At 70.1% G+C, this 23495-nt stretch carries 23 protein-coding genes; 8 read left to right on the top strand and 15 right to left on the bottom strand.

Annotated features, from left to right (window positions below):
- Positions 1-55: 55 nt before the first annotated feature.
- The 5 genes from atzF to FCG67_RS09195 are packed head-to-tail and all read right to left on the bottom strand — an operon-like array spanning position 56 to position 6744.
- Complete coding sequence (atzF, locus tag FCG67_RS09215) at positions 56-1732, bottom strand: allophanate hydrolase (RefSeq protein ID WP_136909167.1); 1677 nt, start codon at positions 1730-1732, stop codon at positions 56-58.
- Positions 1729-3705, bottom strand: coding sequence for a 5-oxoprolinase/urea amidolyase family protein (locus FCG67_RS09210; RefSeq protein WP_425467818.1), 1977 nt, complete (start codon positions 3703-3705; stop codon positions 1729-1731). Before FCG67_RS09210 ends, atzF begins: the two co-directional genes overlap by 4 nt.
- A gap of 26 nt (positions 3706-3731) precedes the next feature.
- On the bottom strand, positions 3732-4388 hold the full coding sequence (locus FCG67_RS09205) for an urea amidolyase associated protein UAAP2 (protein WP_136909163.1): 657 nt from the start codon (positions 4386-4388) through the stop codon (positions 3732-3734).
- On the bottom strand, positions 4385-5230 hold the full coding sequence (locus tag FCG67_RS09200) for an urea amidolyase associated protein UAAP1 (protein WP_246045004.1): 846 nt from the start codon (positions 5228-5230) through the stop codon (positions 4385-4387). Before FCG67_RS09200 ends, FCG67_RS09205 begins: the two co-directional genes overlap by 4 nt.
- On the bottom strand, positions 5227-6744 hold the full coding sequence (locus FCG67_RS09195) for an amino acid permease (RefSeq protein ID WP_136909161.1): 1518 nt from the start codon (positions 6742-6744) through the stop codon (positions 5227-5229). Before FCG67_RS09195 ends, FCG67_RS09200 begins: the two co-directional genes overlap by 4 nt.
- A 198-nt stretch (positions 6745-6942) precedes the next feature.
- Here FCG67_RS09195 and FCG67_RS09190 point away from each other — a divergent pair, with 198 nt between their 5' ends.
- From FCG67_RS09190 to FCG67_RS09175, 4 genes are all read left to right on the top strand, one after another.
- On the top strand, positions 6943-8400 hold the full coding sequence (locus tag FCG67_RS09190) for a putative nucleotidyltransferase substrate binding domain-containing protein (protein WP_246044963.1): 1458 nt from the start codon (positions 6943-6945) through the stop codon (positions 8398-8400).
- The gene (locus FCG67_RS09185; RefSeq protein ID WP_246044962.1) at positions 8397-9299 is read left to right on the top strand and encodes a Fic/DOC family protein; all 903 of its coding nucleotides are present in this window, start codon (positions 8397-8399) and stop codon (positions 9297-9299) included. Before FCG67_RS09190 ends, FCG67_RS09185 begins: the two co-directional genes overlap by 4 nt.
- Complete coding sequence (locus tag FCG67_RS09180; RefSeq protein ID WP_246044961.1) at positions 9283-9918, top strand: hypothetical protein; 636 nt, start codon at positions 9283-9285, stop codon at positions 9916-9918. Before FCG67_RS09185 ends, FCG67_RS09180 begins: the two co-directional genes overlap by 17 nt.
- Positions 9919-10062: 144 nt before the next feature.
- Positions 10063-10587: a hypothetical protein gene (locus tag FCG67_RS09175; RefSeq protein ID WP_136909159.1), complete on the top strand. Its 525-nt coding sequence runs from the start codon at positions 10063-10065 to the stop codon at positions 10585-10587.
- A gap of 105 nt (positions 10588-10692) precedes the next feature.
- Here the strand turns inward: FCG67_RS09175 and FCG67_RS09170 are convergent, their stop codons facing one another.
- The 3 genes from FCG67_RS09170 to FCG67_RS09160 are packed head-to-tail and all read right to left on the bottom strand — an operon-like array spanning position 10693 to position 12161.
- Positions 10693-11232 carry a GNAT family N-acetyltransferase gene (locus FCG67_RS09170; protein ID WP_136909157.1) on the bottom strand — a complete coding sequence of 180 codons (540 nt, stop codon included), beginning with the start codon at positions 11230-11232 and terminating at the stop codon, positions 10693-10695.
- 39 nt (positions 11233-11271) lie between these two features.
- Complete coding sequence (locus tag FCG67_RS09165) at positions 11272-11847, bottom strand: carboxymuconolactone decarboxylase family protein (RefSeq protein WP_136909155.1); 576 nt, start codon at positions 11845-11847, stop codon at positions 11272-11274.
- Between the two features lie 11 nt (positions 11848-11858).
- A complete protein-coding gene (locus tag FCG67_RS09160; protein WP_136909153.1) occupies positions 11859-12161 on the bottom strand; it encodes a carboxymuconolactone decarboxylase family protein in 303 nt (100 codons plus the stop codon).
- 294 nt (positions 12162-12455) lie between these two features.
- Here FCG67_RS09160 and FCG67_RS09155 point away from each other — a divergent pair, with 294 nt between their 5' ends.
- Together FCG67_RS09155 and FCG67_RS09150 are read left to right on the top strand one after the other, a co-directional pair.
- On the top strand, positions 12456-13130 hold the full coding sequence (locus tag FCG67_RS09155) for a TetR/AcrR family transcriptional regulator (RefSeq protein WP_136909151.1): 675 nt from the start codon (positions 12456-12458) through the stop codon (positions 13128-13130).
- A complete protein-coding gene (locus FCG67_RS09150) occupies positions 13127-13549 on the top strand; it encodes an HIT family protein (protein ID WP_136909149.1) in 423 nt (140 codons plus the stop codon). Before FCG67_RS09155 ends, FCG67_RS09150 begins: the two co-directional genes overlap by 4 nt.
- 147 nt (positions 13550-13696) lie before the next feature.
- Here the strand turns inward: FCG67_RS09150 and FCG67_RS09145 are convergent, their stop codons facing one another.
- Genes FCG67_RS09145 through FCG67_RS09130 form a run of 4 tightly spaced genes read right to left on the bottom strand, consistent with a single transcriptional unit; the run spans position 13697 to position 16948 of the window.
- On the bottom strand, positions 13697-14296 hold the full coding sequence (locus tag FCG67_RS09145; RefSeq protein WP_136909147.1) for a CHAP domain-containing protein: 600 nt from the start codon (positions 14294-14296) through the stop codon (positions 13697-13699).
- Between the two features lie 7 nt (positions 14297-14303).
- A complete protein-coding gene (locus FCG67_RS09140; protein WP_136909145.1) occupies positions 14304-14939 on the bottom strand; it encodes a hypothetical protein in 636 nt (211 codons plus the stop codon).
- Positions 14926-16206 carry a histidine--tRNA ligase gene (hisS, locus tag FCG67_RS09135; protein WP_136909143.1) on the bottom strand — a complete coding sequence of 427 codons (1281 nt, stop codon included), beginning with the start codon at positions 16204-16206 and terminating at the stop codon, positions 14926-14928. Before hisS ends, FCG67_RS09140 begins: the two co-directional genes overlap by 14 nt.
- A 34-nt stretch (positions 16207-16240) precedes the next feature.
- Positions 16241-16948 carry an MBL fold metallo-hydrolase gene (locus FCG67_RS09130; protein ID WP_136909141.1) on the bottom strand — a complete coding sequence of 236 codons (708 nt, stop codon included), beginning with the start codon at positions 16946-16948 and terminating at the stop codon, positions 16241-16243.
- A 182-nt stretch (positions 16949-17130) separates the two neighbouring features.
- Here FCG67_RS09130 and FCG67_RS09125 point away from each other — a divergent pair, with 182 nt between their 5' ends.
- Together FCG67_RS09125 and FCG67_RS09120 are read left to right on the top strand one after the other, a co-directional pair.
- Entirely contained in the window at positions 17131-18003 is an 873-nt protein-coding gene (locus FCG67_RS09125; protein ID WP_136909139.1) for a peptidylprolyl isomerase, read from the top strand.
- On the top strand, positions 18000-18800 hold the full coding sequence (locus tag FCG67_RS09120; RefSeq protein ID WP_136909137.1) for a peptidylprolyl isomerase: 801 nt from the start codon (positions 18000-18002) through the stop codon (positions 18798-18800). Before FCG67_RS09125 ends, FCG67_RS09120 begins: the two co-directional genes overlap by 4 nt.
- A gap of 68 nt (positions 18801-18868) precedes the next feature.
- Here the strand turns inward: FCG67_RS09120 and FCG67_RS09115 are convergent, their stop codons facing one another.
- The 3 genes from FCG67_RS09115 to FCG67_RS09105 are packed head-to-tail and all read right to left on the bottom strand — an operon-like array spanning position 18869 to position 23495.
- Positions 18869-21199: a RelA/SpoT family protein gene (locus FCG67_RS09115; RefSeq protein WP_136909135.1), complete on the bottom strand. Its 2331-nt coding sequence runs from the start codon at positions 21197-21199 to the stop codon at positions 18869-18871.
- A 47-nt stretch (positions 21200-21246) separates the two neighbouring features.
- On the bottom strand, positions 21247-21810 hold the full coding sequence (locus tag FCG67_RS09110) for an adenine phosphoribosyltransferase (protein ID WP_136909133.1): 564 nt from the start codon (positions 21808-21810) through the stop codon (positions 21247-21249).
- The gene (locus FCG67_RS09105) at positions 21777-23495 is read right to left on the bottom strand and encodes an ABC transporter substrate-binding protein (protein WP_211243157.1); all 1719 of its coding nucleotides are present in this window, start codon (positions 23493-23495) and stop codon (positions 21777-21779) included. Before FCG67_RS09105 ends, FCG67_RS09110 begins: the two co-directional genes overlap by 34 nt.

Below are 23495 nucleotides of genomic sequence, written 5' to 3'. Positions count from 1 at the left end.
CCTCAACCATTGCAGGCGCGCGGCCACCCGTCGAGAGCCCGAGAACATCGGCCCCTCAGCCGAGCGCGCCCGCTGCCAGCGCCGCCTTCCAGCCGCCGTACCCACTGATGTCGCGGCCGCGCGCCGCCGCGGCGTGATCGCAGCCGAAGCCGGTCCCCCAGGTCCCGTCGTCGAACTCGACGGCGCCGAGCTGCATCGGTGTCGGCAGCTCGGCGAGGAAACGCCCGAGCGCGGCCGGGGAGAGCAACCACTTCTCCCCCGCGATCGACACCCCGCCGTCGGCCACCCGGATCAGTCCGGGCTTGCGGGGCACGGTGTCCAGGGCCGTGAGGCGGTAGTTCGGCGCGGTCCACACGGGCCCGAGCCAGCGCGCGCCCAGCCCGGTGAGCTGGTGCTCGAGCGGTTGGCCGAGCAGGTGGGCGCCGAACACCGCCAGTTCGACCGACGGAGCCGCCGCTGCGGTCCACCCCTCGACCACCGATCCGCTCACCATCCCCGCGATGTCCGCCGCGACCGCGTCCTCGAAGGCACGCGCGAGCACGGTCACCCCGAAGTGTGCGGGTCCCGCCGTCCCGGCGGGCACCGCCACCGCGCACAGATCGAAGAGGTTGCAGAAGTTGGTGTAGGTCCCCATCCGCGAGTTCACCCCGATCGGGTCGGCCGCGACCTCGGCGATGGTCGGATGCTCGGGCGCGGTGGGGATCATCAGGGCGTCGATGCCCTCCAACCGCGCCATCGCAGTCGCGCGCAGCTGCTGCAGGCGGCTCCGGTCGGCGATCAGCCGATGCGCCTCGATCCCGCCCGCAGGCGAGACGATCGCCCGGACGGTGGGATCGACGGCGCCGGGCCGCGAATCCACGAACTCCCCGACTGCCGCGTACCTCTCCGCCACCAGCGCCCCGTCGTAGAGGAACCTGGCAGCGGCCAGGAACGGGTCGAGATCGATCTCCACGATCTCGGCGCCGGATTCGGCCAGCGCGCGGACCGCCGCGCCGAACGCCGCCGCCCAGTCGGCGTCGAGGCCCGGCAGCTCGCGCGGCACGGCCACCCGCGGCCGCGGCGGCGCGGCCAGCCGAACGTGCGCGGGCCAGGCGCGGCCAGGCGCGCCCGCGGCGAGCACGGCCATCGCCCGCGACGCACCGTGCAGGTCGGGCGCGAAGATCGTCACGCAGTCGTAGGACGCGCACGCGGGCACGACGCCCTCGGCGGAGACGACCCCGTAGGTCGGTTTGATCCCGACGATCCCCTGCAGGGCGGCGGGCACCCGCCCCGATCCGGCGGTGTCGGTGCCGACCGCGAGGTCCACCAGGCCGAGCGCGACCGCCACCGCGGAGCCCGAGCTGGAGCCGCCCGAGATGTACTCGGGGCGAAGGGAATCGCGCACCGCTCCGTACGGGCTCCTGGTACCGACGAGACCGGTCGCGAACTGGTCGAGGTTCGTCTTCCCGATCACCACCGCGCCCGCCTCCCGCAGGGCGGCAACCGACTCGGCGTCCGACTCCGGCAGGAAGGCGAACTCCGGGCAGGCGGCCGTGGTCGGCATCCCCGCCACGTCGACGTTGTCCTTGACCGCCAGCACCGTGCCGCGCAACGGCGGTGCGTCGGCGCGCCGGTCCACCGCCTCCGCCTCCGCCAACACCTCCGACTCGGGGCGCAGGTGAATCCAGATCTCCGGCCGGTCGGCCGCCTCGATCGCGCGATACGCCGCCCGGACCCGCTCCACCGCCGTCATGCTGCCACCTCCTTTGTCTCGGTCTTGGCGAACTCCCCCGCCGCGGACCAGGCCTCGCGTTCGGCCCCGAACGCCCGGGCCTGGGTGGCCCGGAACGAGTCGATCGACTCGGAGTTGTCCGCGAGGAACCGGTCGTGCTCGGCGAGCGAGAAACTGCCGTCGACGATCTGGACCCCGCCCGCTCCGCCTGCGGCCGTCTCGGCGCGCAGCTCCAGCAGCTCGTCGGGTTCGACTGGGTACCAACTGATCCGGTCGAAGAAACGCAGCAGCCAGGGGGTGCCTTCCTCGAACGGCCCCGACCGCTGGGGGTGCCGGTGATTCCATACCTGGGTGGTGCGACCGACGAACTGGTAGCCGCCCGGGCCCTCCATCCCGTAGATGCACAGGTACGCGCCGCCGATCCCGACAGCGTTCTCCGGCGTCCAGGTCCTGGCCGGGTTGTACTTGGTGGTGACCAGCCGGTGCCTCGGGTCGAGCGGGGTGGCCACCGGCGCGCCGAGGTAGACATCGCCCAGCCCGAGGACCAGGTACTGCGCACCGAAGACGGTCTCGAAGACGTCGTTCACCGACTCCAGACCGTTCATCCGCCGGATGAACTCGATGTTCCATGGGCACCAGGGCGCGTCGGCCCGGACGCCGTGCATGTACCGCTTGATCGCCTCGCGGGTGGAGGGGTCGTCCCAGGACAGGGGCATCCGGACCTCGCGGCTGGGCACCACCAGTTCCGAGGCGTCGGGGAGCTGGTCCTCGGCCTCGGCGAGCAGGCCCATCAGTTTCGGGACCGGCAGCACGTCGGGGTCGACGCGGACCTGGAGCGACCGGATGCCGGGGGTCAGGTCGAGCAGGCCCGCCGGCTTCTCCGCCTCGAGCCTCTGGTGCAGGGCGTGTGCCCGCGCGCGCAGGGCCAGATCCAGGCTCATGTCGCCGTACTCGACGAGCACGTTGTCGTTGCCGGAGCGCCGGTAGGTGACCTGGGTGGCCCCGTCCCGCCTGGCGATCACCCCGTCGTCCCCGTCGCCGCCCCGCCCGAAGACCGTCGACAGGCTGGCCCTGCGGCCCAGTCCCAGTTCGCTTCTCGACGCGGCGTGGGCCGCGCGGATGGGGACGAACCGGATGGTGTCCCCCGGGCTGAGCTGGCCGAGCTTCCACCGTTCCGCGGCCACGACGGTGACCGGGCAGACGAAACCGCCGAGGCTGGGGCCGTCGGGCCCGAGAAGGATCGGTGTGTCGCCGGTGAAATCGAGCGCCCCGACCGAGTAGGCGTTGTCGTGGATGTTGGACGGATGCAGTCCCGCCTCGCCGCCGTCGGTGCGCGCCCAGTCCGGCTTCGGGCCGATCAGCCGGACGCCGGTGCGATCGGAGTTGAAATGCACCTCGTAGTCGGTGGCCAGCAGGGTGTCGATGTCCTCCCTGGTGAAGAACTCCGGCGCCCCGTGCGGCCCCTCGGTGACCGCGATCTCCCAGTGGCCCCCGATGACCGGCCGGTGCTCCATCGGAACGGGTTGGGCGACAGCCGGGTTCGACGCACCGCCACCAGCGACGAGCACGTCCCCCTCGCGTAGGGTCCGGCCCTCGTGGCCGCCGAACCGCCCCAGGGTGAAGGTCGCGGCGCTGCCGAGGTAGTCCGGCACGGTCAGTCCACCCCGTACCAGGACGTAGATCCGCAGGCCGGGACCGCTGACCGCGCCCACGTCGAGGACGCCGCCAGCGGGCACGGCGACCGACTGCCAGGACGCGACGGGCCGCCCGTCGACCGTGACGACCGTCGGCGCGCCTGTCACGCAGACCGTCGTCGCCTCCGTGAACCGCAGGGCGGGGCCTGCCATGGTGCATTCGAGGCCGGGTGCGCCCTCGTCGTTGCCGAGCGCGACGTTCCCGAGCCGGAAGGACAGGTCGTCCATCGGCCCCGACGGCGGCACCCCGATCTGCCAGTACCCCACCCGACCGGGCCAGTCCTGCACCGCCGTCAGCATTCCCGGCCGCTGGACGGTGACGGCGTTCACCGGTTGTCCCCGGTCGGCCGGGTGACGATCATCCGGACCTCGGTCGGGTCGAAGCCGTTGCACGGGTTGTTGATCTGCGGGCAGTTCGAGACCAGCACCAGGGTGTCCACCTCGGCCCGCAGCGCCAGCCGCTTGCCGGGCGCAGACAACCCGTCGACGATCCCGAGGGTGCCGTCGGCGTCGACCGGCACGTTCATGAAGAAGTTGATGTTGGAGACCAGATCGCGTTTTCCCAGGCCCCATTTCGCGCCCTCGGCCAGGAAGTTCTCCACGCAGGCGTGCTGGTGCTTGGTGTGGTGGCCGTAGCGCAGCGTGTTCGATTCCTGCGAGCAGGCGCCGCCGACGGTGTCGTGGTTGCCGACCTCGTCCGCGACAATCGTCATCAGCGCGCTCGAATCGTCGGCGCGCAGCACGCTACCCGTGGTGAGGAAGAGGTTGCGTTGCGCGGCAACGGTCGCCGCGGCCGAGTACCGCACGGCGTGGTCGTCGGCGGCGTAGAAGAGGCTGTCCACGGCCTGGTTTCCGTGCAGGTCGACGATGGTCAGCACCTCGCCCGCGCGAACGACCGCCGACCACGGTCCGCGGGCGCCGACGGTCTCGTCGAGGACGACGGCGCCAGGGACGAGGGCGAGGTTGTCGAGGGTGGAGGTCATTTTGCGTCCTTTCCGAACTGTGCGGCTGCCCAGGCGTCCTCGCTGTTGAGGACAGCCCGCCGGTACTCGGGGTCCTCGTTGGTCAGGGCGCCGAGATCGGCCACCGCCTCCCACGCGAGCACCTCGAGGGAGGTGGTCTGGTACGTCGGCGCCGGGTCGAGCGGGTGCGCGGTGTTCGCGATGAGCACGATCGCCGGCAGGTGGATCAGCAGCTCGAGTTCCGCTCCGGCCCCCGCGTTCCCGGTGCTGGTCAAGGCACCGTCCGCCTCGACCCGGACGCCGTGGAAGAAGCTCAGCGCGGGCGGCAGGTCGCGAGGGGTAAGGCCGTGCTTGGCGGCGGCGAGGGTCAGCAGCTCCCGGCCCGCCGGTGCGCCCGAGTGCGCGGCGCCCTCTCCGTACCGTGCGAGGTTGTCGGCCAGGCTGCTGGTGCCGCAGAAGGCGTCGTGCCGCCCCGCGGTGTCGGCGACGATCGTGGCCAGGACCCGCCCCTGATCGGAGAGCAGCGGATGCCCGGTACCGAGGTAGGCCTGCCAGGGCACCTTCACCGTGTCGGCCGCGTTGAGCCGTTCCCATGGCGCGTCGGCGCGGTACAGCAGCACGTTTGCGCAGGCCGCGCCGGCGAGGTCGCGCAGCCGCAGCCTGGTGCCGCGGGCCAGCACCTTCGAGGTGTAGCGGCCACCCGGCACGGTCTCCGCCCAGGTCAGGCGTTCGGCGGCGACACCATCCGGCGGGCTGGGCCACCGGGATGGCGGCAGCACCGGCATCGAATCGGTGATCTCGCCCGCCTGTGCGCGGGCGTGCGCACGGGCAGCGGTCGTGGTGTTGGTTGCGGTCACTGTCAGGCTCCGATCGTGACGGGGTTCGGTACGGTCTTGCCGCGCGGGTAGCAGAAGGCTCCGATGAGCACCACCGCCGCGACGGTGAGCGGCGCGGCCCACTGCAGGAGGGGGAATTCGCCTGTCGGGTTGAAGATCTCGGCGCGCGGCCAAGAGAGGTTGACCACCATCAGCGCGCCGTAGAGGACGGCCGCGATGTTGACGGGGATCCCGAACTTCCCGAGCGAGAACAGCGGGCGGCCCTCCGCGTCCACCTGCGGCCCGCCGGTCGGCCAGCCGCTGAGCCTGCGCACCAGCAACGGCACGGTCACCATGAGGTAGGCCAGGTAGATCAGCACGATGCACACGCTCGAGAGGGTGGTGAAGATCGCGGAGTTGCCGACGTTGACGGCCAGCACCGCCACGCACAGCAGGCCGATCAGGACGGAGGGCGCGATCGGGGTCCCGGTGCGGGGGTTGACCCGGGCCAGCACCGACGAGGCGGGCAGTCGGCCGTCGCGGGCCATCGAGAACATCAGCCGCGAGGCCGCGGTCTGGATGGCGAGGGTGCACACGAACACCGCGATGGCGACGTCGATCAGCAGCAGCGTCCCCCAGGGCGAGGAGAGGATCGAGGTCAGCACGTACGGCAGGCCCTCGGTGGCGAGGCGGCCGTCGGTGAGGCTCGGCGCCGCCATCAGTGCGCCGACGATCATCAGTCCGCCGCCGATGGCGGAGACCGAGAGCGCGAGCCGGATGGTGCGGGGCGCGACCCGGCGAGGGTTGCGGGTCTCTTCCGCGAGTTCGCCCGCGGAGCCGAACCCGACCATCACGTAGGCGGCCATCAGCCCGGAGACGATCCAGGCCCAGATGTACCCCGGCTGGGTGCCCGCCTCGCCCGTGTCGAACACGACGTCGGGCCCGCGCTGGGCGTGGGTGAAGAACATCCCGACCACGGCGATCACGCCGATGATCTCGCAGGTGACGCCGATGTTGTTGATCCGCGACATCCAGTTGACGCCGATGCAGTTGATCGTGGTGGTCAGCACCAGCAGCACCGAACCCAGTAGGACCGCGTTCGCGGCGCCGCTCGGCGAGGTCAGGGCGCTGTCCTCACCGACGATCTGGAAGCCGCTCCAGACCGTCGGCAACACGACCTGGAGCGCGATGGCCGCGGCGGACGCCGTGACGATCTGGGCCAGGATCATGAACCAGCCGGCGAACCACCCGACGAGCTCGCCGCCCATTCGCCGCGACCACTGGTAGATCGCGCCGGAGATCGGGTAGCGGGCGGCGAGTTCGGCGAAGCAGAGGGCCACCATGAACTGGCCGATGAACACGCACGGCCAGGTCCAGAAGAAGGCGGGTCCGGCGAAGCTGAAGCCGAGACCGAACAGCTGAAAGATCGTGGTCAGGATCGAGACGAAGGAAAAGCCGGCCGCGAAGGAGGCGAATTTGCCCAGCGACCGGTGCAGCTGTTGTTCGTACCCGAATTCCGCCAGGTCGTCGTGGTCCTGGGACTGAGATGCGACGGTCGTCATGGGCTCTCCTGCGAGGCGGGGCGGCGGAGTATCTGTCAGTTGATAGTTTTCCGTTCGACCAGCTCGCATGGGTGTCCCGCACGTTTCGAGGTTCGGGCTTTCCGTTGCGTCTCAATGTCATTCGTTACGCAGACATTGCGAACTGCTCACCGCCGCCGCCTGCGGCGTCGGAACACCGAGTCCTGGAAGGATGTGCCCATGAGAGCCGTGCAGAACAAGGACGGTGGCGGCGGACCCGCCCCGCTGGTCGTTCGTGACCCGGCGATGCGCCGGGCCGGCGAGCTGCTGCGCGGCCCCGCGCTGACCTGTGCGCCCGAGAGCACCGCGCGCGAGGCGGCCGAGCTGATGACCCGGGAGGGCAGGCGCTACGTCCTCATCCCGCTGGCCGGGGGTTCTCACGGAATCTTCACCGACGGCGACCTGCGTCGGCGGGTGGTGGCCGCCGGGCTCGGCACCCACACCCCGGTCTCGGCCGTGATGACCGCACCCGCACGCACCGTTCCCGCGGACCGTCTCGGCGCGGATGTCCTGATGGACATGCTCGAGCGGGGGGTGCGGCACATGCCGGTGCTGTCCGAGACGGGCGCACTGCTCGGCGTCCTCGAGGACGGCGACCTGCTGGCCACCGCGACCCGCAGCGGGTTCCTGCTCCGCGCCGCCGTGGCCAGGGCCGCCACCCCGGATGCGCTGATCGCGGCGACCGCCCAGGTACCCGAGCTGGTGCTCGGTCTCTGGCGGGCGAGGGTCGCTCCGCTGGACGTCTCCGCGATCCTCTCGGTGATCGTGGACGCAGCCGCCGCTCGGGCCCTGCACCTGGAGACCGGGTCCGCGCGGTCCGGCCGGACACCGCTCACCTGGCTCTCGCTCGGCAGCGTCGCCCGCCGCGAGGCGATGCCCGGCTCCGATGTCGACAGTGCCCTGGTGTGGGCAGACGACGACCAGCGGCCGGACACCGAGACGGAACTGATGGCCACCGCCGCGCGGGTGCACCGCCTGCTCGACCGGTGCGGCTTCCCGTCCGACGAGAAGGGGGCCACCGCCGCGCGACCGCGTTTCGCGCGGCCCGCCGGGGCCTGGATGCGCGCCGCGGACCAGTGGATCGCGGACCCGTACGAGGACAAGGGCGTCCTGATGATCTCCCTGCTCGCCGACAGCCGGGTCACGTGGGGTGACGACGCGCTGGGCCTGTCCGCACAGGTCTCGGCCAGGACCAGGGCCACCCCCTCGGCGATGAAGCTCCTGCTCCGCGAGGCGGTCGAGGACAAGGTCCGCATCCACTCGCTGCGCCAGGTCCTCACCCGACGGACCGATTCGGTGAACCTGAAGTCGCAGGGTGTGATGCCGATCGTCAACATCGCACGCTGGGCGGGCCTGGCCGCCGGTCTGGGCGCCGGATCGACCCCTGCGCGCCTGCAGGCCGCGGCGGACACCGGGCTCCTACCGGACGACGACGCCCGGATCCTGGCGGAATCCTTCGACGTCCTGCAGCAGATCCGGCTGCGCCACCAGTGCGAGCAGCTCGAACAGGGGCTACCGGTCACCGACGAGCTCACCATCGCCTCGCTCACCCCGCTCTACCGCAGTCTGCTCGCGAACGCCGTCCGCGAGATCGCCGGTGTGCAACGCAAACTCGCCTACGCGGGCCCGGGCGCGTGAACGCCTCGGAGCGCTGGCCGACGCTGTTCGCCCGGCTCGACGAACGGCAGACGCGCGCGGTGGACCAGACGGTCGCCGCCGAGTGCCTCGAGGGCTGGGAGCCGCGCGCCGATCAGATCGCGGATCTCGTCGCCGTGTTGCGCCGCGAGCTCACCATCGGCAGCTACCTGGTGAACTGCCGCGCCGAGGCCGACACCTTCCGCGTCGCCGTGCCGCCGCGTCGACGGCTGTTCCTGCGGCGTCACCCTTACCTGGTGCCCGGAACCCGGGTGCTGCGGAACAACTTCGACTACCGGGACGGCGCCGCGCTGCGTTCGATCGAGTTCACCGCGACCGCCGTTCGGATCCTCCAGGTGCACGACCGACGTCCCGATGTCGGCTCCGGCTTCGACGGCACCCACCTGCGCGAGCTGCACCAGCACGTGTTCGGCGACGTGTTCGCCTGGGCCGGGCAGACCCGGATCGTCGACATCACGAAGGGCGGCAACGAGTTCGCCCCGGTCCCCGCCATCGACGACTACCTCGGCCTCGTCGAGGGGTACGTCGCCGACGCCGACTGGTCGACACCCGACCGGGGCGCGCTCGCCTTCGCGCTCGCGCGGATCTACGCCACCCTCAATCACGCGCACCCCTTCCGCGAGGGCAACGGCCGGACCGCGACGCTGTTCCTGCACCAGTTGGCGGCGCGGACCCCGTTTCGGCTCGATCTGTCCTCGGTGAGCGTCCGCGATTGGACAGATGGCTCGCGGGACTCGGCGCCGTTCCGTCGCTCCGGCGAGCCCTCCCCCCGTCCGCTGATCCCGATCTTCCACCGCGCGCTGGTCTCGGATCCCCTTGCACCGAGCGCCCCGGCGGACGCAGATGTCCCGATCCACCATCCCCATGACCAGGCAGAATGATGTGGTGACGACGTTGAGGATCATCGTGCCCGAGGATCTGATCATGGACGGGACAATCGATATCCCGCAGGTAGGCGACCACGTCGACTACGCGCTCCAGTTCTACCGAGCCGAACCATGGATCCACCCAGAGACCTCTAATGACGTTGTGGCGCTGGTCGAACCGCTCAACGAAGGCAGATTGTCGGTGGAATGGACCGACCCATACGGTCGGGTCCACCCCGGGACGTACTCGTTGCTACTGCATGGAGATGATTGGACTGCCTACTTCCTGTCGCGCCATCTCTACGAGGGCACAGTGCACCTCGTCGGGTCGTTCGAAGCCGACTGGCCCGGGGTGATTCCGTCCGATGCCCGGGTCGCCGGAACGGTAACCCGCTGCCAGCTGATCACTCGCACCAGCTCACCGGATGCGGAAGGCAGACACACCGAAGGATGGACCGACTCGCTCGGGCCCTTGCGCGACGGCCAAACCGGCTTCCTGGACGGCTTGGTGCCGATGGTCCCCATGCCGCCAGACGCGCGGGAATGGGGAAGCCCGATGGTGCCACCGCCGGACGGCCCGTGGATCCGAGAGGCCGGCATCCTGGTGGACCTGGAAGTAGCAACATCGCAATAGCTGACGCTTTCTGATACCGCAGGTCTAGCATCGGTCGGGTCGGCGCGGCGTGCGGATCTAAACGGGGGGGGCGTTGTGCGGTGGTTGCTGTCGATACTCGCGGTGGTTGGCCTGACGGGAGCGCTGCCGTTGTCCACTCCTGGAGTGGCTTCTGCCTGCTCGTGCGCCTACGCGCCCGACGGTCCTCAGATCGTCGAGCAGGTCTCGCATGCCGCGTCAGTCTTCACCGGGACTGCGACGTCAAAGCGTGCCGAAGACCAAACAGAGTTCTACGAGTTCAAGGTCCGTGAGGTGTTCGAGGGCGACGTCGGCGCTTCGACGGTGGTGTCGTCGAGCGTGCAGAGCGCGGCATGCGGGCGCGGCTTCGAGATCGGCACCGAATACCTCGTCTTCACGTCCACATACGAGACCAATGGCGCACCCTGGTCGGTCAACAGTTGCTCAGCCACAACCAATTCGAACAATGACCGGACCCGAGAAGCCGCAGTGACCGTCTACGGGTCACCGCAAGCGCCAGATCCACAAACGAACCCAGTCGGTGTCGATGACATTGGCGCGCAGGCGTGGTGGGGGTTTGCTCTCGCCGGCGTCGCTGTCCTGGTCGTGGCTGCCCTGGTGCGTCTGCGGTTACGGTCACCCAACCGCGGACCGAGGCAGAGCGATCAGTAGTCGTCGACGACCATGTGGGGGAACGGGCCCGCTAGAGCCGTCGCGACCGTCGCGGAAGTCCACCGTGGGACGAAGCACTTCCGACCCGTGCCCTGAATCCGAATGTCAAACGGTTCGCGATCGGCTCGCAGCGGGAAACTGAAAGAAGTCGCAGGTAACACCCTTGTAGAAGCGTCTGTCCACGAAGGTGAAGCCGACCTTCTCGAGCACACGCACGCTCGCTTGGTTTCCGACCTCGACGTACGCACAGAGGCTGCTTGAAGCTGGACCGACGGGCGGATGTTCGAGGTGCCAGCGAACCAAGGCCTCGGCGATTTCAGTGGCGAGGCCACGGTTCCAATGGTCTGGACGCAAGGCATATGCCAACTCGCGGCCGGCATCGCTCTCGCCGAAGCCGGCCCGGCCGATCATGTCTCCGTCGTTGTCTTCCACGCGCCATTTGGTCCAACCTCTGTGGCCTTGCTCGTTGCGGTACTCGACGATCCTCGAGCAAGCCTCGTCCACAGTTTCGGGACGCCCGTGGCCGATGAACCGCATCGTGACCGGGTCTGCGTGCAGCTCGGCCAGATCCTGAAGGTCTGATGGGAGCCAGGTGGTCAGCCTCACTCGCTCGGTACTCAGGATCGTCTGACGCCCCACGTTCATTCCGCCCCCTCACTCTGCGCTGGAACCTACCGGGAGCGCCTAGCGGTAACCGCGCGACAAGAGATGCCGGGCACCGGCATTCATGGCTTCTGGGCTCGCGACGCTGAAGTCGAAGGCGTTGGCGAGGCGGTCGGTGATGTTGAAGGCCAGGCACACGGCCAGGGCGTCCTCGATCTGCCGAGGGGAAACGGACGCGGCCAACGCGGCGCGTACATCGTCCTCATCGATGCTCTGCTCCCGCGTGAGCGCGCCGAGCAGGCGAAGCGTTGCCCGGAGCGGCTCCTCGATCGGTGCCGTCTCCACATCGGCGAGCGTGGCGGCAACCCTCGCGTGGTCGCCGTACCACTGGGTCGAGGTGGCCGAGTGCGCGGCGACGCAGAACGGGCACTCGTTGACCTGTGAGACGAACGCCGCCATCAGCTCGCGATCGCCGATCGACCACTCCGATGGTCCGCGCATCGCCTCGTGAGTGAGAGGACCCCCGCCATAGAAGTCAGGGCGGTAGAGCGCCAGCTTGACCGCGTCGACCACCGGCTGGCGAGACACCAGCCGAATGAGCGCCATCAAGGCCTTGGCGCGCGGACGGTGGCCCCGATCGAGGATGTCGAGCCGCATCGCTCGCCCCCTTATCCCGTGGCGCCGGCCAGCGCCGCGAGCGCGCTGTCGTACTGCCGGCTCTCCTGGCCGATAGCGGCGCACACCACGATCTCGAAGATCTGGTCCTCGCTCAGGCCCGCACCCCGGGCGGCGGCGACGTCCTCGTCAGTCACCTTGTAGGCGTGATCGGCCACCTTCTCGATCAAGGCGCGCATCGGTTCACCGAGGCCGGCATTGTCGAAGGCGGCTCGGCGCAGCTCCGGCGGCGCCGTCCCGTCGCCGTCCATGACACGGGCAACGAGCGCGTGATGCAGCTGAGTGATGTCAGACATGGTGGTCTCCTCTCCGTGCATCCTCTGGTGGAGTGCGGCTTGTTCGGCGGGATTGGCTGTCAGCTCGAGGGCGCGGCGGTCGCTGGCCCGGGCCTGGGCTGGTGGCCCAGTTCGCGCTGCAGGTCGGCGCGGGTGGCGTGGTAGAGGTGATAACCGTCCACGTTCCAACGTAGACGTCGAGGAACGTCAGGTGTAGATCGTTCCTCTAATGAAGACGATCGGCGGCACGCTCGAAACGACACGTGGCGCGATCTTCCATCGCGCTATCGCCCCGCGTACTGACAGGATGGAAGCGTGACCAACGCCGGCCCCGGACGACCCCGCCTCACGAAGCAGCGCAGGCCCGGCCCCACCGCACAGGCCGAGATCCTCGACGCCGCGGCGGAACTGTTCACCACCAAGGGCTTCGCGTCCACCTCCACCCGGCAGATCGCCGAGATGGTCGGTGTGCGGCAGGCGTCGCTGTACCACCACTTCGCGACCAAGGACGACATCCTGGCGGCCCTGCTCGAGCAGACCGTCACTGCCCCGCTGGACCTGGCCAACCGGCTCGCGGCGACGTCGGAGCCCGCGGCGGTGCGGTTGTACGCATTGCTCCTGTTCGACAGCGGCCAGTTGATGGCGGGCCGGTGGAACCTCGGCGCCCTATACCTGCTGCCCGAGCTGCGCACCGAGCGGTTCTCCCGGTTCCGGGAGGAACGCCAGCAGCTGCGCCGACGGTACCGCGAGTTCGCGGCCGGGGTCCTCGAGGAGCTCGGAACCGACGACGAGTCCCGCGCGGGCCTGCCCTTCCGGATCGTGGAAACGGTGATCAACGAGCGCAGCGACGCCGAGGGCGGCGGCACCGGCACCGGCGAGCAGTCGCCGGCACTGCTGGCCGAGGCCGGCCTGCGGGTGCTGGGCTGGCACGACGCCGAATCCCTTCGGGCGCAGGCCGAGCGACTGCTGGCCTCGACCCGGTCCGCATGAGTACCGACTGCGGCTTCTGCGACGTGGTCGCCGACCCGTCCGGGTCCCATGTCGTGTTCGAGGACGCCGACACCGTCGCGTTCCTCGACCACCGCCCGGTGTTCAAGGGCCACGTGCTGCTGGTGCCGCGGCTCCACGTCGCCACCCTGCCCGAGCTCCCGACCGAGCTGGTCTCCCCGCTGTTCACGGTCGCGCAACGCCTTTCGGAGGCCATGGTCACCGGGCTCGGCGCGCAGGGCTCGTTCGTCGCGATGAACAACGTGGTCTCGCAGAGCGTTCCGCACCTGCACGTGCACATCGTGCCGCGCACCAAGGGCGACGGGCTGCGCGGCTTCTTCTGGCCCCGCACCCGCTACACCGACGACACAGAGGCCGCCGACCATGCCGCCCGCATCCGCGCCGCGTTGCGATTCCCCTAATCGCGACCAACCCCCTAGTTGTTCCCCCATTTCGAGGATCAACACTTCCGATTGGCGCGGCGCTGCTGTACGAATGACGTGTGGCGCCGCCGTGACCCCCGACCCCGGCGGCGCCACACTCAAGGCATCCCGCGGTGACGTGACCGGTCAGGAAGCGAGCCGGCCGAAGCCGACCACCGCGGAGTCGCTCGACCAATCGAGCGTGTGCACCCGGATCCGGCCGAACTCGTTGCCACCCACCGTCGTTGCGGTGTCGCCGTCGACCGCGACCACGATGTTGGTGTGCTGGCCGACCCAGCTGCGGTTGTTGTAGAGCACCACGTCACCGACCGTCGGACGGTAGCCGCCGCCGACCGGCTCGAACCGCCCCTGCGATTCGTAGTACGCCTGCAGTGTGTAGACCCCGGGAATCCGCCAGTGACCGGAGTTCGGGTTCGACAGCGGCTGCTGGGCCTCCCGCATGATCCAGCTCACGAAATCCGCGCACCAGGGTTCCTCGACCCCCTCGGCGTAGAAGGTCCCCGGCCGCTGGCTCCGGTGCTCCTCCTCGAGGAGCGTGACGACCCGCGCCTGCTCCGGCGACAGCGCCGCCAGGTCGACCGCCGGGAAATCGGTGGTGTCCCATGGCAGATAGCGGGTCGGTGCCGCCCAGAGCACCCCGACCACGACGACGGCGAGCGCGGCCAGGGCGGCAACGATCCAGACCATCGGGCGGCGCCTGCGGCGGGTCGACTCGGGAGCGGACATCACCCGATCAGTCTGCCAGCCCGGCGACCTCGTGGTCGGTGAGAACGGTCTGCGGAACGCGGCCCGCCTCGCGCGCGGTCCGCACCGCCCGGTAGAGCGGCCGCTCCTCCAGCCCGGCGCCGCGCGCCTCGGCGCGCAGCTGACCGATCAGGACAGAGGCGACGGCCACCGCCGGAGCCAGCTCGCCCGCGGTCAGCGCATCGGCAAGCGAGCGCAGCCCGAGCAGGTCGAGTTCGCGACCGCCGTCGTCGGTGTACAGCGCCAGCGGGATCGAGACCAGCGCGTTGCCGTCGCCGATCCGGACGCCGACCTGACTGACCCGTGCGACGCGCACCACCACCTCCGCGCTCACCGCCCGGCTCGCGTCCACCGACCTGGTTCGCAGGCCGTTGCGGGCGTGGATCGTGGTGCCCGTCAACCAGATCCGCCGACGCATGGTCAGCAGCGCCGACAGCGCGGTCGGCACCGCGATGATCGCGCCGACGAGCACCGCCAGCCCGACCGAGGCGAAGAAGCCGACGCCCACCGCGACGACCACGCCGAGCACGATCGCGAACAACGCAACCTTGCGCAGCCGGGGCGCGATCAGCGACGACGGAATGAGGTCGAGGGAAACCGACCCGGCGGGGTCACCCGTCGGCAAGGATCGCCCCGACCTCGGTGACCGCCTCGCCGAGCTGGACCTGGCGCTGGTCGCCCGTCGCGAGGTCCTTGACCCCGATCACGCCGTCCGCGATGTCCCGCTCGCCGAGGACGAGAGCGAGCTTGGCCCCCGAGCGATCCGCGGCCTTCATCGCGCCCTTGACGCCGCGGCCGCCGTAGGCCATGTCGACCCGGATACCGGCCGCACGCAGCCGCGCCGCGATCACGACCATCTGGGCCTTCGCCTCGTCGCCGAGGGGAACCCCGAACACCTCGCAGCGCGCCGGGCTGCCGACGGTCTTACCCTCGGCCGCCAGCGCAAGCACGGTGCGGTCGACGCCGAGCCCGAAACCGATGCCCGACAGCGGCTGCCCGCCGAGCTGCTCCATCAGGCCGTCGTAGCGGCCGCCACCGCCGATACCGGACTGGGCGCCGAGGCCGTCGTGCACGAACTCGAAGGTGGTCTTCGTGTAGTAGTCCAGGCCGCGCACCATCCGCGGGTTCACCACGTACGGCACCCCGAGCGCGTCCAGGTGCGCGAGCACCTCGTCGAAGTGCGCCTTGGCCTCCTCCGAGAGGTGGTCGAGCATCAGTGGGGCGCCCGCGGTCATCTCCTTGATGTGCGGACGCTTGTCGTCGAGCACCCGGAGCGGGTTGATCTCCGCGCGCCGCCGGGTGTCCTCGTCCAGATCGAGGCCGAACAGGAACTCCTGCAACAGCTCCCGATACTGGGGGCGGCAGCTGTCGTCACCGAGGGAGGTGATCTCCAGCCGGAAGCCCTCGAGGCCGAGGCTGCGGAAGCCGGCGTCGGCAATGGCGATCACCTCGGCGTCCAGCGCCGGGTCGTCGACACCGATGGCCTCGACGCCCACCTGCTGCAGCTGCCGGTACCGGCCCGCCTGCGGTCGCTCGTAGCGGAAGAACGGACCGGAGTAGCTGAGCTTGACCGGGAGCTGGCCGCGGTCGAGAGCGTGCTCGATGACCGCGCGCATCACCCCCGCGGTGCCCTCCGGTCGCAGCGTCACCGACCGGTCGCCACGGTCGGCGAAGGTGTACATCTCCTTGCTGACCACATCGGTCGACTCGCCGACGCCGCGAGCGAACAGCCCGGTGTCCTCGAAGATCGGCAGCTCGATGTGGCCGTAGCCCGCGAGCCGCGCGGCGCGGGTCAGTCCGTCGCGGACGGCGACGAACTCCGCGGACGCGGGCGGCACGTAGTCGGGAACGCCCTTGGGGGCGGAGAATGCGGTGTTACTGGGCTTGCTCACGGGTCTAGTCTCTCCTATCCGAAAACACGAGCCCCTACCTGGATCCGGCCAGTCCGACCAGGAACGGGTTGGACGCCCGTTCCTGCCCGATCGAGGTCGACCCGCCGTGACCCGGCAGCACCGCCGTCTCGTCGGCGAGCACCAACAGCTTCGCTGCGATCGACCGGAGCAACTGCTCGTGATCGCCACCCGGCAGGTCGCTACGGCCGACGGACCCGGCGAACAGGGTGTCGCCGGTCAGCGCGATCTGCACCGGTCCGTCGTCGCCTCTCGGGCGGAGCCTCGGGTCATGTGTCGTCGCCACCGTCCGGAGCACCACCGACCCCTGCGTGTGGCCCGGGGTGTGATCCACGGTCAGCGACATCCCGGCCAGCTCGAGGACGTCGCCGTCGGCCAGTTCGATCACCTCCCGCGGCTCGTGGAACTCCGCGTCCCCCAGCATCGAGGCCAGCGCGGGCCCGGTCCCCCGCAGCGGGTCGCTGAGCATGTAGCGGTCCTCGGGGTGGATATAGGCCGGGATGCCGAACTTCTCGCAGACCGGTTCGACCGACCAGGTGTGGTCGAGGTGCCCGTGGGTGAGCAGCACCGCCGTCGGCGTCAGCGACGACTGCGCGAGGAACTCGAAGAGCGGCTCGGCCGCGTTCTGACCTGGATCGACGACGATGCACTCGCTCGCGCCGTCCTGCGCGAGGATGTAGCAGTTCGTCTGAAACGCTCCGGCCGGGAATCCGGTGACGAGCACGGCGATCGCTCCTAATGACGTGGGTGTCGGTCCGGGGTGAGGACCGGATACAGCCTATGCGGCCTCTTCTCAGGATCAGATGGCAGACTCACTCAGCGACCAGACGAAGCCAGTATCGCGAGCCCCAGACTTCGCCCGAGACAATGCCCGAGGCTTCGCCCGAGGAGAAGAGGTATGCAGCAGTGCCGACCAATGAGCAGCGACGCCAGGCCGCCAAGCGAAAGCTGGAACGGCAACTCGAGCACCGAGCCGAGCGGGCCCGCAAGCGCAAGCAGATGACCATCGGGGCCTCCGCCCTCGGGGTCGTACTCGTGGTCGCCGCAGGCGCCTTCATCTACTCCCTGACCAGTGACGAGGATGCCTCCGAGGCCTCGGACACCTCGACGTCCGCGGCGGACTCGCCGACTCCGGGTGTCATGCCTGCCGGCCGCTCCCAGGCGCTGCCCGCGACGGTCGACTGCGGCTACACGCCGGACGGCACGCCGCCGGCCAAGCCCGCGAACCTCCCCGCAGCAACCGGGGTGTCCGCGGAGGGCACCGTCGCGGTGAACCTCGACAGCGACCAGGGCCCGATCGGGCTCACGCTCGACCGCGCGAAGTCGCCCTGCACCGTCAACAGCATGGTCAGCCTCGTGCAGCAGGGCTACCTCAACGACACCCCGTGCCACCGCCTGAGCACCACCGGGCTGAAGATCCTGCAGTGCGGCGACCCGACCGGAATGGGTACCGGCGGCCCGGGCTACGGATACGAGAACGAGTTCCCGACCGATCAGTACAACCCCGACGACCCGAACCTCGGCGAGCCCGTCACCTACCCGCGGGGCACCATCGCGATGGCGAACACCGGCCAGCCCGGCAGCAACGGCAGCCAGTTCTTCCTGGTCTACGACGACTCACCGCTGCCCCCGATGTACACGGTGTTCGGCACCATCTCCGACGAGGGCCTGGCGACGATCGAGAAGGTCGCGGCGGCGGGCGACGACGGTTCGATGTCCGCGGGTGGCGGCAAGCCGAACCTCCCGATCAAGATCACGACCGCGAGCGTGGCGGCATGAGGGCCCCGGTGAACGTCCGGCGGGGCGTGCTGGCCGTGGCAGGCATCGGCCTGCTGCTGGCGTCGAGCGCCTGCTCGAGCGACGACAGCTCCTCGACCCCACCGACGACGCGCACGCTGGCCAGCCAGCAGAGCGAGGCGCCGGACCTGTCCGCGTACCCGGCGCTGCCCGCCCCGGCCGCGCCGGCGTCGGCCACCGTGTCCTGCACCTACGCGCCCGCAGGCCAGGCGTCCAAGCAGGTCCAACCGCCGAGCACCGATGGCGTCTCCACCGCGGGCACCGTCGGCGTCGCGATGGCGACCACGCAGGGCCCGATCGGCCTCACCCTGGACCGCGCCGAGGCGCCGTGCACGGTCAACAGCTTCGTCAGCCTGACCGAGCAGGGCTACTTCGACGACACGCCCTGCCATCGGCTGGTGACCAGCCCGGGCCTGCAGGTGCTGCAGTGCGGCGATCCCTCGGGCGCCGGAAACGGCGGCCCCGGCTACCGCTTCGCCAACGAGTACCCGACCACGGCCTTCGCCGAGGGCGATCCGGCCGCCCAGGAGGGCATGCTCTACCCGCGCGGCACGATCGCGATGGCCAACTCGGGTCCCGGCGGCACCAACGGCAGCCAGTTCTTCCTGGTCTACGAGGACTCGGTGCTGCCTCCGCAGTACACCGTCTTCGGCACCATCACCGACGAGGGCCTGGCCACCATCGAGAAGATCGCCGCGGATGGCGACGACGGCTCCATGTCCGCGGGCGGCGGCAAGCCGAACACCCCGGTGCAGATCGAGACCGTCAAGGTCAGCTAGGCGCTTCGCACCTGTGCGTGGTTGACGAGTCCTGAGACTCGTCAACCGCGCACGGGCGGCGCAGCCGCCTATGCCGCCGAGGTCACCCGGTAGACGTCGTAGACGCCCTCGACGTTGCGGACCACGTTGAGCACGTGCCCGAGGTGCTTCGGGTCGCCCATCTCGAAGGTGAAGCGGCTGATCGCGACGCGGTCACCCGAGGTGGTCACGGACGCGGACAGGATGTTCACCTTCTCGTCAGCCAGCGCCTTGGTCACATCGGAGAGCAGCCGATGCCGGTCCAGCGCCTCGATCTGGATCGCGACCAGGAACACCGAGGACGACGACGGCGCCCACTGCACCTCGATGATCCGCTCGGACTGCTCGCGCAGCGACCCGGCGTTGGTGCAGTCGGTGCGGTGCACGCTCACCGCGCCGCCGCGGGTCACGAAGCCCATGATCTCGTCGCCCGGCACCGGGGTGCAGCACTTCGCGAGCTTGGCCACCGTGCCGGTGGCGCCCGGCACCAGCACACCGGCGTCGGTGGTACGGCGCTGGCGCATCGGGATGGTCGACGGCGTCGACCGCTCGGCCAGCTCCTCCTCGGCGGATTCGACGCCGCCGAGATTCGCGACCAACCGCTGGACCACGTGCTGAGCCGACACATTGTGCTCGCCGACGGCCGTGTACAGCGCGGACACGTCGACGTAGCGCAGCTCGTGCGCGATGGCCGACATCGACTCGGAGCTGAGCAAGCGCTGCAGGGGCAGCCCGCCGCGGCGGACCTCCTTGGCGATCGCGTCCTTACCCGCCTCGAGGGCCTCCTCGCGGCGCTCCTTGGCGAACCACTGGCGGATCTTCGTCTTCGCCCGGGGCGAGACGACGAAGCCCTGCCAGTCCCGGCTCGGACCGGCGTTCGCGGCCTTGGAGGTGAACACCTCCACGACCTCACCGTTCTCGAGCGTGCGCTCGAGCGCGACGAGCCTGCCGTTCACCCGGGCACCGATGCACCGGTGTCCGACCTCGGTGTGCACCGCGTACGCGAAGTCCACCGGTGTCGAACCGGCGGGCAGCGTCACGACGTCACCCTTCGGGGTGAAGACGAAGATCTCCTTGACCGCCAGGTCGTAGCGCAGCGATTCGAGGAACTCCCCCGGATCCGCGGCCTCGCGCTGCCAGTCGAGCAGCTGCCGCATCCACGCCATGTCGTCGACCTCGGCGGCGTCACCGGAGTGCCTGCCCTTGGTCTCCTTGTAGCGCCAGTGCGCGGCGATGCCGAACTCCGCGGTGCGGTGCATGTCCCTGGTGCGGATCTGCACCTCCAGCGGCTTGCCCTCCGGGCCCACCACCGTCGTGTGCAACGACTGGTACACCCCGTAGCGGGGCTGCGCGATGTAGTCCTTGAACCGGCCCGCCATCGGCTGCCACAGCGAGTGCACGACACCGACCGCGGCATAGCAGTCCCGGATCTCGTCGCACAGGATCCGCACGCCGACCAGGTCGTGGATGTCGTCGAAGTCGCGACCCTTGACGATCATCTTCTGGTAGATCGACCAGTAGTGCTTGGGCCTGCCCTCGACGACGGCGTTGATCCGGGACGCGGCGAGGGTGGCGTTGATCTCCGCCCGCACCTTCGCCAGGTAGGTGTCGCGCGACGGCGCCCGGTCCGCGACGAGGCGCACGATCTCCTCGTACTTCTTCGGGTGCAGGATCGCGAACGAGAGGTCCTCGAGTTCCCACTTGACCGTGGCCATACCCAGCCGATGCGCAAGCGGCGCAATGACTTCCAGGGTCTCCTTGGCCTTGCGCGCCTGCTTCTCGGGAGGCAGGAAGCGCATGGTGCGCATGTTGTGCAGCCGGTCGGCGACCTTGATCACCAGCACCCGCGGGTCGCGGGCCATCGCGATGATCATCTTGCGGATGGTCTCGCCCTCCGCGGCGCTGCCGAGCACGACCTTGTCGAGCTTGGTGACGCCGTCGACGAGATGCGCGACCTCCTCACCGAACTCCTCGGTGAGCTGCTCGAGCGAGTAGCCGGTGTCCTCCACCGTGTCGTGCAGCAGGGCCGCGACCAGGGTAGTGGTGTCCATGCCGAGCTCGGCGAGGATGTTCGCCACCGCCAGCGGATGCGTGATGTAGGGATCGCCGGACTTGCGCTTCTGGCTGGAGTGGCGTTCCTCCGCGACGTCATAGGCGCGCTGCAGCGGCGCCAGGTTCGCCTTGGGGTACAGCTCCTTGTGCACGCTGACCAGCGGCTCGAGCACCGGCTTGATCGTGGCGTTACGCTGCCCGGTCATCCGGCGCGCCAGCCGGGCCCGTACCCGCCGCGACGCCGAGGTGGGCACCGCCGGCGCCGCCCCCTCCTGCGGGGCAGCCGGGGTCCCGGTCTCGGACTGCGACCGGTCGAGGTTCTGGGTCATTGCGTCACCTCCCGTGCTGTCGGTCGCCTCAACGGAAACTTTAGTCCTCAGACCCGAAGCAGCGACGTGACCGGGTGGCCCGCGAGCCGCGAGCGCCCGCCGAGCGCCTCGATCTCGAGCACCACCGCGATCCCGATCACCTCGGCGCCCGCCGCGGTCAGCAACTCCGCCGACGCTGCCAGGGTGCCACCGGTGGCCAGCACGTCGTCGATCACCAGCACCCGGCGGCCGGCGAGCTCGATCCCGTCGGCCGGGATCTCCAGGGACGCGGTGCCGTACTCGAGCTGGTACTCGCGGGTGAGCACCGGCGGCGGCAGCTTCCCCGCCTTGCGGACCGCGAGCACGCCAGCATCGAGCGCGAGGGCCACACCGGCACCGAGGAGGAATCCCCTGGCATCGATGCCCGCGACCAGGTCGGCGCCGTCGCCGACCTGGACCAGCGCGTCGATGACATCACGAAAGGCCTTGGCGTCGGCGAACACCGGGGTCAGGTCGGCGAAGGTCACGCCCGGCTCCGGGAAGTCATCGGCCCAGCGGGTCAGTCGGGCCACGTCCTCGGACGCCGTCGTCAATGCAGTCACCGGAGAAGTATCCACCTGTCCATGTTCCATCCCACACCGGAGACCGTCGGGTTCGGCACCGCGGCGTGCAGGCCGTCCGCGAACACCGTGGTCCTCGGCTCGTTGAACAGCGGGATCGACGGCAGGTCGTTCCACAGTATGTTCTCGGCCTCCGTCGACAGGTTGAGCCTGCTGCCCTCCGCCGTGTCCACGGCGAGTTGCTCCGCGATCGCGGTGATGCGGCCGTTGCGGTAGCCACCGAAGTTGGTGCCGTTGCCCCCGACCAGCGAATACACCGGCGGTACCTCGGAGTCGGTGCCCGCGGCGCCCTGCGCGGATGCGGTGCCACCGAGGATGGCGTCCAGTCCGCCCGCACCGAGCGCCGTCGGGGTGAACTCCGGCGAGCCGGCGTCCTCGACGGTGATGTCGGCGGGGGCGCACGCCTCGGCGATCGCCTTGACGGTGTCGGCGCGCCGGGTGTCCGGGGCCAGATAGCCGATCCTGACCGTGATCGGGCCCTGCCCCGAGGCGGTCCTCGCGGCGACCGCGGCGGGCACGTCGGGGTGCAGATACCGGCCGCCCTCGGTCGCGGCGACCGAGGGGTAGATCAACATGTCCGGCTGCACGATCCGCGAACTCAGCACGCCGGATCCGAGGCCCGACTGCTTGTCGAAGTCCGGATGCCCGAGCCGATCGAAGAGCTGCTGGCGCGGCACGCACAGGGCGAGCGCCCGGCGCGCATCGGCGGACTCGAACACCCCCGACGTCGCAAGCACCAGCTGCTCGCTGCTGCGGGAGGGCGCGGTCACCGAGGAGAACCCGTTGCCCGGGGACAGCCCCGGCATCGACCCCGCACCCGCGTCGATCACGTCGACCTCACCGGACGCGGTCTTGGACTCGAGATCGGTGCCCTTCGGCCACACCACGATCTGCGGGGTGGCCGGCTTGTTGCCCCACCACCGCTCGTTGGCGACCAGCACCAGTCCGCCGTCCGTCGTGAAGGACTCGACCCGGTACGGCCCCGACGACGGGAACAGGGTGAGATCGAGCTGGTCCGGTACCAGCTTCCAACCGTTGTTCCAGAACTCGGCGACCCGCTCGAGCGCGGGCACGTCGTTCGAGGCGACGGCGCCCACGAGGTCCGGGACCCCCGCGGCCCTGGCCGCCACGTGCGCAGGCATCAACGCGGTGGCGCCGAACAGCGCCCGCCAGTCGGCGAACGCCCGGCCAGGCCGGAACACGACGGTCGCGTCCTTGGACCCGGACTGGCAGTCGACCCGGTCGATGTCCGCGTAGCCGGCGGTGTCCGCCGCCCGGAACATCGGGAAGCGACCGCTGCCGGCCGCCCAGGCCAGCACCAGATCGTCGCAGGCCGTCGGCACGCCGTCCGAGTACACAGCCTGCGGGTTCAGCTTGACCGCGACGGTGAGTGCATCGCCCGGAACGGTTGCCGCGGTGCCGACGTCGCCGTCGGACAGCGCGCTGCCCTCCGGCCCGATATAGCTCAGGCCGGTGAGCACCCGCGAGAACGCTTGCCGCGCACCCGATGCCGCGCCGTCGACCGTGTTCGCGTTGTACGTGGTCAACACGTTGTCGACCGCGTACCCGATTGACTGGACCTGGTCCTCGGCGGCCGAGCAGCCGACGGCCGCCGCCGTCGTGATCATTGCGATCACGCCGGCGGCGCCGACCCTCAAACCGCGGGCCGCGCCGGCCCGTCGTGCGCCGGTACCCAT

This window comes from Rhodococcus oryzae (genome assembly GCF_005049235.1).
In the GTDB taxonomy this organism is placed as follows: domain Bacteria; phylum Actinomycetota; class Actinomycetes; order Mycobacteriales; family Mycobacteriaceae; genus Rhodococcus_G; species Rhodococcus_G oryzae.
Note: the sequence above shows the minus strand (reverse complement) of the source record. Positions and strands in the feature narration are given on the sequence as shown.